This is a genomic window from Chryseobacterium sp. 1B4 (assembly GCF_036631475.1).
Lineage (GTDB): Bacteria > Bacteroidota > Bacteroidia > Flavobacteriales > Weeksellaceae > Chryseobacterium.
Genome location: NZ_JAPNUF010000007.1, coordinates 213,644 through 226,253, shown reverse-complemented (window position 1 = coordinate 226,253; position 12,610 = coordinate 213,644). Strand labels below are relative to the sequence as shown.

Below are 12,610 nucleotides of genomic sequence, written 5' to 3'. Positions count from 1 at the left end.
ACGGGCAGAAATTTCTGCCCGTTTTTAGTTTTATAATAATTTGATTTTATCGTCTAAAATATCAATAACCTTATCTTTATAAAGTCCTCCGATCGCCTTTTTAAAGTTTTTCTTACTCATCTGAAGCTCATCTTTGATCTCTTCAGGAGAAGACTTGTCAGAGACATACAGAAGTCCATAATTTTCTTCCAGCTTGCTCAGAATTTTCTGTTTGAACTCGTCGATATTTTCAAAACCTTCCGGCTGTAAAGAAACGTCTATTTTCCCGTCTTCACGTATTGTTTTGATATATCCTTTTTCTTCTGACAGCGGATACAGCTTTTTAAAAACATCTGAAGCATAGATAAGACCAATGTATTGCTTATTGATGATCACGTTCCAGCCCAGTTCACTTTCGTTCATCATGATCAGATCTACCTTATCCCCTTTTTTGAAAGGAAGTTCGTCATACTGAGGATTCCTTTTGAATTTTGTAGTTCCGGTAATCAACTCCATATCTTCATCTACATAAATATATACCAGATATCTTTTCCCTTCTACTATTTTTGTTTTCTGCTGCTTGTAAGGGATAAATAAATCTTTAATAATTCCCCAGTCCATAAAAGCTCCGCTTGGAAGACTTTGTACACAGCTCATTACTGCAAATTCTCCCACTTCAGCTAATGGAATTTCAGTAGTTGCCTTTAATTTATCGTCATCCTGGTACACAAATACTTCAACTTCCTCACCTGTTTCTTTCTCATCCTGAATGAAAATTTTGGGAAGAAAAGCTTTCTCACCGGATTGGTCTACGAGGATCCATCCTGAATTAATTTTTCTGAAATTGTTAAAGTTTGAGTTTTTCCGAGTTGCATTGATGATAAAATTAGCTGACAAAGTTACGGAAATTTGAAGATGCGAACCTAGTCAATACCATTATAATTCTTTAAAGGCTTATTTTCATCTTTCATAAAGACCATAAAACACTTACATTTGAACAAAAATAATCATGAAAAAATATGGTATCCTGTTTCTGTTTTTTTCAATGTTTTTTTCAAAAGCCCAGATTCTAGAGAAAACTGCATTGAATATTTCATACCGTTACACCGGACGGAACGTCCTGCAGGCAGGGTTAGAATACAGATTGGGGAATAGCTATGATGGTTCCATTATCCTGGGCCCTTCTTTACTTTATACCCGCGTTAATGATACAGATAAATTTATTCCGGAGATGAACATCAATCTTCTTCGTGCCGGACTTTTGATTGGAGCATCCGGCAATCCCTATTCCCTGGAACCAAGAATAGGCGTCTCATTATTTAATGCAATATTTCTCAATACCGGATATGCTTTTCCTATTCATAAAGAAAAATATTTTAAAGGGGTAACCTTCGGAGTACAGCTCAATATCGCACCTAAATATTCTAAGTTTTATGATAAAATGAAAATAATGTAAAAACCGTTATTATTTTAATTGTTAATAGATGAAATTTTGAAAACTTAATTCGATTTTTATACAAAAAAGGAGAAACCGAATTGATTTCTCCTTTTTATATTTAAATGATTAAATCTTTTAATCAAATATTACATATGGATTGGTCTTTTGCCGTAGCATCCAATGCCGCTTCTTTAATTGCTTCAGCATAGGTCGGGTGAGCGTGGGAACTTCTTGCGATGTCTTCAGCACTTGCACGGAATTCCATAGCAATTACTCCTTCAGCAATAAGGTCAGCAGCTCTTGCTCCTACGATATGCATACCTAAAACCTCATCAGTTTTTTCGTCTGCAATAATCTTCACAAGACCATCTACGTCACCACTTGCGCGGCTTCTGCCTAAAGCTCTCATCGGGAAAGATCCTACTTTGTAAGCTACACCTTCTTCTTTTAGCTGTTCTTCAGTTTTACCAACTCCTGCAACTTCCGGCCATGTGTAAACAACACCAGGGATCAGGTTATAGTTGATGTGAGGTTTTTGTCCTGCCAATGTTTCAGCAACGAAAACTCCTTCTTCTTCAGCTTTGTGAGCAAGCATTGCCCCTTTGATAACGTCACCGATTGCATAGATATTGGCTACGTTAGTCTGTAAATGATCATTTACTTTTACTCTTCCTCTTTCATCAAGCTCAACACCTGCTTTTTCAAGTCCAAGACCGTCTGTGTAAGGTTTTCTACCTACAGAAACCAAACAGTAATCTCCTTCTACTACTACCTCTTCTCCTTTTTTATCTTTAGCTGTAATTTTTACAGTATCTCCGTTTCTTTCCACCGCAGAAACCGCAGTAGAAAGCATAAACTTCATTCCCTGTTTTTTAAGAACTTTAGTCAATTCCTTGCTTAAAGCTCCATCCATTCCAGGGATGATTTTATCCATAAATTCAACAACTGTTACCTGTGCTCCTAATCTCAGGTATACTGAACCCAGTTCAAGACCAATAACACCACCACCGATTACTACCAAATGCTTAGGAATTTCTTTAAGGTTTAAAGCTTCCGTAGAAGTAATCACTCTTTCTTTGTCTAAAGTAATGAAAGGTAATGTAGACGGTTTAGAACCTGTTGCAATGATGGTATATTTAGACTCGATTGTTTCAGAAGAACCATCGTTTTTAGTCACTTTAATCTGAGTGGCAGATTCGAAGCTTCCTACTCCTTCAAAAACAGTAATCTGATTTTTGTTCATCAGATAGCTGATTCCGTCTGTATTTTGTTTGATCACTTCGTTTTTACGTTCGATCATTCTGGCGATATCCGCTTGCGGCTCATTGATGATGATTCCGTGACCTGCAAAATTATGCTTTGCATTTTCGAAATGCTCAGAGCTGTCAAGAAGCGCTTTTGACGGAATACATCCAACGTTAAGACAAGTTCCGCCTAAAGTTGAATATTTTTCAATAATTGCTGTTTTGAAACCTAATTGTGCTGCACGGATCGCTGCAACATAACCACCGGGACCGGAACCTATTACGGTAACATCGAATTGACTCATGTTATTGTATGAATTTGTTTATTATTATCTATCTTAATTCTCACAAATTTACATATAAATTACCAAGCACCAAAGTGAGTTTTATCAATTTTAAAAATGATAATTATATGCTTTAGTTTTATGAAAAGTATTATTTTATGAACTTTATATTTTCCTCATTTCCCTCCTTCAGATACATTGCGGTAAAGACAAGTGGTTGTTCAGCTGATGCATTATCAAAATGAAGAATTCTCACATTTTTGGGCTCATAAAAAGCATCTCCTTTGTGAAGTATCACTTTCTCCTGTCCTTCTATCTGAAAAACAGCGTCACCGGAACTGATTATCCCTAAAACGGGACAAGGGTGCAGATGTTCGGGCGCTCCCTGCCCTGCAGCCATTGTTATTTCCTGGATCTCTGTAGATTTTACTTTCTGATCAATAACAGTTTTTAACAGCTCTTTTCTGGAGATTGCCTTCTGCTGAGCTATCATTGCAACAGAATTAAGCATTACAGCAGCAATTATAAATGGCTTCATGGATTGGATATTTAAATTTTAAGAAGTCAGCACAAAAAATTACACTTTCAACGTTCCTTGTCCGATAGTTCCCGTACTTTCAAAAAATGAACCTCCGTAAACATACCATTCAAGGCTTTCCAGATACTCCACAGCATTTTCCGGAGTGATATGAGGCCGGTCTTTTTCGAAACAATTCCTTTGTACCATCTTCCTGATTTGGAATAATGTTCATACTCCACAAGATAATGAACCCATATTCTCTGGCACAACTTGCACTGCTGAATCGTTACTTCTCCATATCTTCCGTTAGTATGATCTATACCTAATTCTGAACTTCTGAATTCTGTATAATGGAAGTCAGGTTTTCACAGGCGCATCCTATTTTCGGGATTTTATTCATTACGATTTATTTTAGCCCCAAATTTAAAGAAATAAAACACCATAATTCAAATATACAATATGAGCTACTTCATTAAGTCGAGTAACACCTTTTCATATTTGTCCAATATAATATTCTTCGAAAATCTTGATTTAATTGAGTTTTTAATAGCATCCCGATTATAATTGCTCTGAAGAATCCTCACAATCTCCTGGGCAAATCGGTCATGATTTTCAATATCTGCAATTTCTCCGTTTATATTATGCTGAATAATCTCGTTAATTCCTCCGGGACAATTATTGGCAAGGGAATAAGTTCCGCACGCACCCGCCTCCAGAAGAACGTTGGGAAAACCTTCATATCTTGAAGACAGGACAAATAAATCAGCAAATTTTAAGTATTGGTATGGGTTATCCTGCCTTCCATGAAAGATCACTTTTTTCAGTCCTAAAAGTTCTTTTGTCTGAAGCAGAAGATCTTTATCTTTTCCATCTCCTAAAATATGAAGCATGATATTCTCATTTTTAAGCCTTGAAAAAACCTTTAGAAGATTATCAAATCCTTTTCTGGAAGACAGATTACCAATGGCAACCACATTCTTATAATTATATTTGAAACAATCAGGTTTTGATGACAAGGCCATTTTCTCTTCAATGAAATCAAAGTCTACAGGATTGTTGATTTTGACGATTTTTTCTTTTAATATTAAAATTGTCAACAAGATCTTTGAGCATATCATCACTTTGGGCAATGATTTTCTGATAATTATTGTAAAAATTGTAGAAAAATTTAATTTCTTTACGGGTGACATGCTGGGTCACAACATTGGTTTCCCTGGCAATGAATTTCGTTCTCGGAAATAGTTTGATAAACAGAGACAGGTAGGCATTTACCTCACCAAAGCCAGAGAAAACAATATCCGGTTTTCTTCTGTAGATCTCTCCTAAAATAGGTCTTAATGAATGTCTTATTCTTTCGGTATTGATATCAATAATTTCGACATCTTTTTTCAGGAAATTCAAATATCCGCCCTGTTTACGTAACAGCAAAATCTTAGGTTCAAACCGATCTCTGGAAAGATGGTTTGCTATAGTGGTAACAATCCTCTCTGCGCCCCGGTTTCTAAGTCTGGCAGAATAAATATGACAGATATTTTTTTCATCTTATCAAAGTTACTAAAAAGTTTAGTTATCTTTCAAATATTGGAAGGAAGAAGATGACCGTTTAGGGCGGTTATTAACAGAAATTAACTAAGCTTTTAAAAAGAAATGAAGATTTGCGTTTATTCGAATTAAAAGTTTAAACGAACTTATAATAAAATAAGCTCTTCATCTGAAGAGCTTATTTTATATTTTATAATGATTTTTAGTTCGCTACGTCACTGATAAATTTGATTCTCAGCATTCTCACTTCTTCATCAGACAGTTCATCCCCGAATTCATCCAGCAATACCTTCATGCTGTCACTTTCAGATTCGTTCATGAATTCCATGAAACCGTCTACAATGTCTTCATCAAAATTGTCTTCAATATAATAATCGATATTCAGTTTGGTTCCCTGATACACGATCCTCTCCATTTCTTTCAGGAGTTCATCCATAGAAAGGTTTTTGGCTCTTGCAATATCCTCAAGATCAATCTTTTTATCGGTGCTCTGGATAATGAATACTTTGTGGCTTGATTTATTGGCCACCTGCTTCAATACCATATCCTGAGTGCGTTCGATGTTGTTATCTTCTACGTAGGTTTTAATGTAATCTGCAAATTCTTTACCGTATTTTTGGCTTTTCCTTCTCCTACCCCATAGATTTTGGTAATTTCATCTACCGTGATCGGGTACTGAACCGTCATATCTTCCAAACTTGGATCCATGAACACTGTATAAGGCGGGATTCCGTGCTTTCTGGCTACTTTCTTTCTCAATTCTTTCAACAGATTGAAAAGGTTCTGATCCAGACCTCCTCCGGCCTGCTGCTGTACCTGATCGCTCTCTGCCTTTGCCTGGGTAAGATCAAATTCTCTGTCTTCTGCGATTAAAAAGACATCTTTAGATTTACCATTCAGGACATTTCTTCCTTTGTCGGTAATCTTTAAAACACCATATGTTTCAATATCTTTCTGTAAAAAATTCTGAACAGTGGCCTGTCTCAAAATCGTTTTCCAGTAATTGTCTTTTTCTTCTTTTCCGAAACCAAAATAAGAACTTTGCTCAAGTTTGTAAGATTTTGTTACCGCAGTTTCTTTCCCTGCAATAACAGAAATAAGGTCTTTAGCCTTGAATTTTTCTCCTGTATCACTAATCAGCTCCAGCACTTTTTTCAAATCGGCAGTTGCATCTTTTAATTTTGGCGGGTTGGAAGAGTTGTCACACATCCTGGCACCTTCACCCTTTACCGGATCAAAACTTTCTCCGAAATAATACAGGATATATTGTCTTCTGCTCATTGAAGTTTCAGCATAGCCTACTACCTCATTCAGAAGCTGTAATCCGATTTCTCTTTCAGACACGGGTTTCTGAGCCAGAAATTTTTCCAGTTTTTCAATATCCTTCGGATCATAGAATGCCAGACAGTGGCCTTCGCCCCCGTCTCTTCCTGCCCTTCCTGTTTCCTGGTAATAACTCTCCAGTGATTTCGGGAAATCGTAATGGATCACAAAACGAACATCCGGTTTATCAATTCCCATCCCGAAAGCAATGGTTGCCACAATTACATCTACTTCTTCCATCAGGAATTTATCCTGATTCGCCACCCTGACCTTCTGGTCAAGACCGGCGTGGTAAGGAAGCGCATTGATTCCGTTTACCTGCAGAAGCTGGGCAAACTCTTCAACTTTTCTTCGGCTCAGGCAGTATACAATTCCTGATTTCCCTTTATGTTGATTGATAAATTTAACGATTTCCTTGTCTACATTAACTTTCGGACGTACTTCGTAGTATAGATTAGGTCTGTTGAAGCTTTCTTTGAATACCAATGCATTGGTCATTCCTAAAGTTTTCTGGATATCATCCTGAACCTTAGGAGTGGCGGTAGCCGTCAAAGCAATCACCGGTACATTGGCAATTTTATCTATAATCTGTTTCAGATTTCTGTATTCCGTCTGAAATCATGGCCCCATTCTGAAATACAGTGGGCCTCATCGATAGCAAAGAAAGAAATTTTCACCTCTTTCAAAAAATCCAGGTAATCATCTTTAATTAATGATTCAGGAGCTACATACAGAAGTTTGGTCTTGCCGCTTTTTATATCGTCAAAAACCTGTTTGGTCTGTGTTTTGTTTAATGATGAATTCAGTACATGGGCTACCCCATCATCAGATGAAAGGCCGTTTACTGCATCTACCTGATTTTTCATCAATGCTATTAAGGGCGAAACTACTATTGCTGTACCTTCCGAAATAAGTGCGGAAGCTGGTAACACAATGATTTTCCGCCACCTGTAGGCATTAAAACAAATATATCCTTCCCTCCTAATAGGTTGTCTATAATCTGTTCCTGCTGGCCCTTAAATGTAGAAAACCCAAAATACTTTTCAATTCGCCTGATAAATTGGCTTTTTTTGCGCTCATCTAATTTTCTATTGCTAAATTTGCATCTCACCCAAAGTTATAAAAATTCTGCTTAAAATAAAAGCGAACGAATTTATAAAAAATAAAATTTATATTAAATATTCTTTTTAAAATATAACGTTTTTTAAGAACTTTTTGTATACCTTATCATCGTAAAATGGATAGAACCAACATTATATCAATTGCAAAAAGCACTTTAGAAATAGAAATTTCTGAACTGGAAAAATTAAAAAACAGAATTGATGACCAATTTGCCCGTGCAGTAGAGATTATTCATTCGGCAAAAGGGAAACTCATTGTAGTAGGAATAGGAAAATCTGCCCATGTCGGGAATAAAATTGTGGCCACTTTAAATTCTACAGGAACCCCTTCTCAGTTTTTACATGCTTCCGAAGCTATTCATGGAGATCTTGGAGTGATTCAGAAGCAGGATGTGGTTTTATGCATCTCCAATTCCGGAAATTCGCCTGAAATTGCCAACCTGGTTCCTTATTTAAAAGATTACTCTTCTGCTTTGATCGGAATGACGGGAAATAAGACCAGTAAGCTGGCTGAATTTTCAGAGGTTATTCTGGATACTCATGTTGATGTGGAAGCATGCCCCAATAAACTTGCACCTACCAGCTCTACCACTATACAAATGGCATTAGGAGACGCTTTGGCTGTTGCTTTAATGGAACTGAACGATTTCAGGGCCAATGATTTTGCCAAATTCCACCCGGGAGGAAGTTTAGGAAAAAACCTAACTTCTAAAGTTGAGCAATTTTTATCTTCACAAAAACCTCGGGTTACTGAAGATTCTCCGATAAGAGACGTCATTATTTCCATCAGTGCATCAAGCCATGGAATTACGGTGGTAACCAACGAAGACCAGATTATTGGTGTGATCACAGACGGAGATCTGAGAAGAATGCTGATGAAAGGCGAAGATATCAGCAAGGTACTGGCTAAAGACATCATGTCTGCCCGCCCGAGAACCATTGAAAAAGATGCTCTTGCCAAAGAAGCGATGAAAATCCTGAAAGAAAATAATATCGGCCAGCTGGTCGTTACAGAAAACGGAAAATATTTCGGGATCATAGATCTGCATAAGCTGCTGGATGAAGGAATCAATTAGAACTGAGAAATCAGACTCACTTCTGTCATTTTTTTTATAAATTTGCCCTTTAAAAATTTTATTCTGTGAGCGAAGGTAAAGACATGTCCTTTCTTGGACATATAGGAGAATTAAGAGGACACCTGATCCGTTCGATTATTGCTATCATAATTGCTGCTTTTGTAGTGGGCTTTAACATCAACTGGATTATGGACCATATCTTTTTCGGGCCTACCAGAAATGATTTCCCTACCTTCAGGCTTGTTAATCATTTTTCAAGAATGATCTTAGGGGAAGACAGTATTCATCTTCCAAAAGATTTTCCTGTCCGCGTACAGAGGCTGTATCAGCAGTTCAATGTAATGATGGCTGTATCGGTTTTCGGCGGAATGGTGGCTGCGTTTCCTTATATTGTATGGGAGCTGTGGCGTTTTATCAGTCCTGCTTTACACCCGAGAGAAAAAAGAATTCTATTTATATCATCAATGCAGTATGGATGCTTTTCATGACCGGAGTATTATGCGGTTATTTTTAATCCTTCCGTTTGCTGTTAATTTCGGAGTTATTTTTAAAATTTCGGATATTATTGTTCCGCTTTATGACTTAAGTGACTATACCACTTTATTTTTACAGGTAGTTTTGGGTATGGGTGTTATATTCCTTTTCCCGATCCTCATCTATTTCCTTACCAGCATCGGAATTCTTACGCCTGCGTTCATGAAAACCTATCGTCGTCACGCTATTGTTCTGATTATGGTAGTTGCTGCAATCATTACCCCTGCTGACGTTTTAAGTATGCTGATGGCTGCCTTTCCACTGCTGATCTTATATGAATTCAGTATTATGATGTGTACATTCACTTATAAAAAGGTTCAGAAAAGTAATGGAAACCTTCCTGCAGTACAAGAATAATTAATATTTTACCAAAAATACAGGCGCTACTATTCAACGGAATGGTAGCGCTTATTTTATATAAAAATATTAACCTTAATTATATTTATTCTTAATTCAATTTAAAACAACTACAAAATTTAACTAATATTATCAAGTTAGGAACAATTAACACTGAATTATCAACAAAAGTTTTAAAAAATACACTATATTTAAAACTTTAAATACAATCAAAAATAATATGAAAAAGAAAATTATTCTCGTCTGTGCATTGGCTTTAAGTCTGAGTGGTTTACAGGCACAACGCTGGGAACCGGTCTCGGAGAAAGTGACGCCGGTAAGGAAAGAAGTAAAGGTAGAATACGCCTATAAATTTGACCTTTCTGCATTGAGAGATCAGCTGAAAAATGCTCCTGAAGCAGGTACAGGGGAACCCCTGTAATTGTTTCTATCCCTGCAGCTAACGGAAAAATTGAAAGATTTTCAGTGTACAGCTCGCCTGTAGTGGAAAAGTCCATGGCAGAACGGTATGAATTGGGAGCCTATTCGGGTATCGGCCTGGACAACCTGCATAAGCGAATCCGGTTCAGTACTGCACCTAGTGACTTCCAGTCCATGGTATTTGATGCCAATACAGGAAAATATGAATTCATAGAACCCATCAACAAAGAAAAGATGTATACGGAGTCTTTTTCAAATCCAATAAATCTCATGAAGATCCTTTCGAATGCAGAACTTCTGAGCCTGAGAAAGCAAAAAAAGAGATGAATAAGCTGCTTAAGACAAAAAGTGTTTTGAACAGCGGAGGTTTTAATAAAAGCAGTGAGCAAAAGTACAGAACCTATAGAATTGCCATCTCCGTAAACGGTGAGTATACACAGCTTGCCGGAAGCGTTCCTTTGGCAGCGGCACGTATTAATGCAACAATGAACCGTGTAAATGGTGTTTTCGAAAAAGATTTCGGAATTCATATGATTGTGCAGGATCTTCCTCAGCTCATATTTCCAAATCCCGCTACGGATCCTTATTCGGATGTAATAACCAATTCAAATGGTACATACAGTGCTCCTGCAGCATGGAACCTTCAGCTTCAGCAAACTCTTACCAATACAGCAGGAGTGGGTAACAACGCTTATGATATAGGACATTTCTTTGGCCACAGAGGCGGCGGAGGAAGTGCCGGAGATGTGGGAAATGTCTGCAGAAACCCTGCAAGCAATACGGATGCAACTTCAAAAGGTGCAGGAATCACATCACCCTCTACTCCAGACCAGCCTTTCGGAGATAATTATGATATAGACTTTGTAGCTCATGAAATCGGCCATCAGTTCGGTGCTGCACATACAATGTCTATTGCTTTGCATGGTGCCCATATGGAACCGGGATCCGGATCTACTATTATGGGATATGCCGGTATTACCAACTATAATGTTCAGATGCATTCTGATGCTTATTTCCATACTAAAAATATTGAGGAAGTAGGAGCATATGTCAATTCTCAGGATTGCGGTATTATTACTACAGTAGCCAACACCCTCCTGCTATCCAGCCAATGGCCAGTAAGATGATCCCTAAAGGAACAGCTTTTGTGTTAACCGCTTCTGCAACAGACACCCAAAATGATCCGATGACATATACCTGGGAGCAATATGATCTGGCAACTTCTGCTTTCGGACCGGTAAGTGCCACCAGAAATAATGGGGCCAACTTCAGATCGCTGATGCCTACAACTTCTCCTACACGTTATTTCCCTAAGTTTTCAAATGTTCTTAATGGCACTCTTACCAGTGCTGCAGACTGGGAAACGGTATCCAACATCCCAAGAACGATGAACTTCAAGGTAACCGTAAGAGACAATAATCCTGATGCTGCACAGCAGCAGACACAGAGCAGCCTGATGAAAGTGGATATAGGAAACGAAGGTCCGTTTAAAGTAACTTCAACTACTGTTTATAATAATACCCCGGGAGCGGTGACATGGGATGTGGTAAACACCAATAATGCTCCGTATAATGTACAGAATGTTAAAATAGATTATACTACAGACAATGGAAATACATGGACAGTGATTACCCCGTCTACTCCGAATGATGGCGCTGAACCGTTCTCATTCTCCTCTCTGGCAACAGGTGCCAGTGTAAAAATAAGGGTAAGTGCTGTTGATAATGTATTCTATGCGATTGGAAATGCTACCGTTTCCGCATCTGCAAGCGCCTGTGCAACATCTGCTCCAACCGGAATTACTGTAACCGGAATTACAAGAACTTCGGCCTCTGTAAACTGGGCAGCTCTGGTAGGAGCATCCTATTCTGTACAATATAGAAAAGTAGGGACAGCCACATGGACCACTGTTCCTGTTTCAACGAACTCATATACCATTTCAGGGCTTACCGAATCAACCCAATACGAAGTACAGGTGGCTAATGTCTGCGGAGGTACGCTGGGTTCTTATTCAGCATCAACCAATTTTACAACGTCTTCATTTGCTAAATGTTCAATAACGGGAACAAACGCAGCTGACGAATATATTTCCAATGTGACGGTAACGCCTTCGGGAATGAACCCTGTTTCAAACAGCAGCAGCAATACTGCTTATACGGATTACACTTCCGATCCTTCGAAGCTGATCACTCTTATGTCTGGTTCTTCTGGAAACAACATAAGTATTACCAAAGCATGGACAGGCGCACAATACAATGACGGAGTAACAGCCTGGATCGACTTCAACAGAGACGGAGTATTCTCTTCGTCTGAAGTAATCTACACCAGTGCACCTAACATAGCGACACCGGTTTCCGGAACATTCTCTGTACCTGCAGATGCTTATACCGGAGGAAACGTTATTATGAGAGTGGTATTGGGATATGAAAGCCAGCCAAACAGCGGATGCAGCAATCAGCAGTACGGTGAAGTTGAAGACTATCCGGTACTTATCCAGCAGCAGCTCTCCACGAATGAGACGGTAAAAGACAAGAGCTCTATTCAGATCTATCCTAACCCGGTAAGTGATGTATTACATGTAACTCAGATTTCATCTAAAGCTCAGTTTATCATCACCAATATGGCAGGTCAGAAAGTAATGAACGGCCAGATTAATGATAATAAAATCCCTGTTTCAAAATTAAGTACAGGAGCGTATATCATTTCAATTGAAGATAAAGGTGCTACTACAAACCTGAAATTCATCAAAAAATAAAAACGAATTTGTTTTTA

At 38.1% G+C, this 12,610-nt stretch carries 9 protein-coding genes and 4 pseudogenes; 7 read left to right on the top strand and 6 right to left on the bottom strand.

Annotated elements, in window-relative coordinates:
* Nucleotides 1–30: 30 nt before the first annotated feature.
* Nucleotides 31–854 (bottom strand): annotated as a pseudogene (locus tag OWR28_RS10320) (CvfB family protein).
* 134 nt (nt 855–988) lie between these two features.
* Between OWR28_RS10320 and OWR28_RS10315 the strand changes: the two are divergent.
* Nucleotides 989–1,435: a hypothetical protein gene (locus tag OWR28_RS10315; protein ID WP_332386552.1), complete on the top strand. Its 447-nt coding sequence runs from the start codon at nt 989–991 to the stop codon at nt 1,433–1,435.
* A 121-nt stretch (nt 1,436–1,556) separates the two neighbouring features.
* Here OWR28_RS10315 and lpdA read toward each other — a convergent pair whose 3' ends face one another.
* The 5 genes and pseudogenes from lpdA to recQ all read right to left on the bottom strand — a co-directional run bounded on the left by lpdA (nt 1,557) and on the right by recQ (nt 7,410).
* On the bottom strand, nt 1,557–2,966 hold the full coding sequence (gene lpdA, locus OWR28_RS10310; protein ID WP_332386551.1) for a dihydrolipoyl dehydrogenase: 1,410 nt from the start codon (nt 2,964–2,966) through the stop codon (nt 1,557–1,559).
* Nucleotides 2,967–3,096: 130 nt separating this feature from the next.
* Nucleotides 3,097–3,483 (bottom strand): cupin domain-containing protein, encoded by a 387-nt coding sequence (locus tag OWR28_RS10305; protein WP_332386550.1) that lies wholly within the window; start codon nt 3,481–3,483, stop codon nt 3,097–3,099.
* 39 nt (nt 3,484–3,522) lie between these two features.
* Complete coding sequence (locus OWR28_RS10300) at nt 3,523–3,672, bottom strand: hypothetical protein (RefSeq protein ID WP_332386549.1); 150 nt, start codon at nt 3,670–3,672, stop codon at nt 3,523–3,525.
* Nucleotides 3,673–3,929: 257 nt separating this feature from the next.
* A pseudogene (locus OWR28_RS10295) lies at nt 3,930–5,006 on the bottom strand (glycosyltransferase).
* Nucleotides 5,007–5,209: 203 nt separating this feature from the next.
* A pseudogene (gene recQ / locus OWR28_RS10290) lies at nt 5,210–7,410 on the bottom strand (DNA helicase RecQ).
* Nucleotides 7,411–7,567: 157 nt separating this feature from the next.
* Here recQ and OWR28_RS10285 point away from each other — a divergent pair.
* From OWR28_RS10285 to OWR28_RS10255, 6 genes and pseudogenes are all read left to right on the top strand, one after another.
* The gene (locus OWR28_RS10285; RefSeq protein WP_332386548.1) at nt 7,568–8,527 is read left to right on the top strand and encodes a KpsF/GutQ family sugar-phosphate isomerase; all 960 of its coding nucleotides are present in this window, start codon (nt 7,568–7,570) and stop codon (nt 8,525–8,527) included.
* Nucleotides 8,528–8,610: 83 nt separating this feature from the next.
* Nucleotides 8,611–9,418, top strand: a pseudogene (gene tatC, locus OWR28_RS26950) (twin-arginine translocase subunit TatC).
* Between the two features lie 220 nt (nt 9,419–9,638).
* Nucleotides 9,639–9,839 (top strand): hypothetical protein, encoded by a 201-nt coding sequence (locus OWR28_RS10270; RefSeq protein ID WP_332386545.1) that lies wholly within the window; start codon nt 9,639–9,641, stop codon nt 9,837–9,839.
* Nucleotides 9,840–9,883: 44 nt separating this feature from the next.
* Nucleotides 9,884–10,165, top strand: a complete 282-nt coding sequence (locus tag OWR28_RS10265) for a hypothetical protein (protein WP_332386544.1) — start codon at nt 9,884–9,886, stop codon at nt 10,163–10,165.
* The gene (locus OWR28_RS10260; RefSeq protein WP_332386543.1) at nt 10,162–10,965 is read left to right on the top strand and encodes a reprolysin-like metallopeptidase; all 804 of its coding nucleotides are present in this window, start codon (nt 10,162–10,164) and stop codon (nt 10,963–10,965) included. The genes OWR28_RS10265 and OWR28_RS10260 overlap by 4 nt, the downstream gene beginning before the upstream one ends.
* The gene (locus OWR28_RS10255; protein WP_332386542.1) at nt 10,950–12,593 is read left to right on the top strand and encodes a GEVED domain-containing protein; all 1,644 of its coding nucleotides are present in this window, start codon (nt 10,950–10,952) and stop codon (nt 12,591–12,593) included. Before OWR28_RS10260 ends, OWR28_RS10255 begins: the two co-directional genes overlap by 16 nt.
* Nucleotides 12,594–12,610 lie beyond the last annotated feature (17 nt).

Excerpts from the sequence above, each read along its gene's own strand:
- OWR28_RS10315 (WP_332386552.1), top strand. The coding sequence starts at position 989 with ATGAAAAAATATGGTATCCTGTTTCTGTTTTTTTCAATGTTTTTTTCA.
- OWR28_RS10260 (WP_332386543.1), top strand. The coding sequence starts at position 10,162 with ATGAATAAGCTGCTTAAGACAAAAAGTGTTTTGAACAGCGGAGGTTTT.
- lpdA (WP_332386551.1), bottom strand. The coding sequence starts at position 2,966 with ATGAGTCAATTCGATGTTACCGTAATAGGTTCCGGTCCCGGTGGTTAT.
- OWR28_RS10285 (WP_332386548.1), top strand. The coding sequence starts at position 7,568 with ATGGATAGAACCAACATTATATCAATTGCAAAAAGCACTTTAGAAATA.
- OWR28_RS10300 (WP_332386549.1), bottom strand. The coding sequence starts at position 3,672 with ATGGTACAAAGGAATTGTTTCGAAAAAGACCGGCCTCATATCACTCCG.
- OWR28_RS10255 (WP_332386542.1), top strand. The coding sequence starts at position 10,950 with ATGGCCAGTAAGATGATCCCTAAAGGAACAGCTTTTGTGTTAACCGCT.
- OWR28_RS10270 (WP_332386545.1), top strand. The coding sequence starts at position 9,639 with ATGAAAAAGAAAATTATTCTCGTCTGTGCATTGGCTTTAAGTCTGAGT.
- OWR28_RS10305 (WP_332386550.1), bottom strand. The coding sequence starts at position 3,483 with ATGAAGCCATTTATAATTGCTGCTGTAATGCTTAATTCTGTTGCAATG.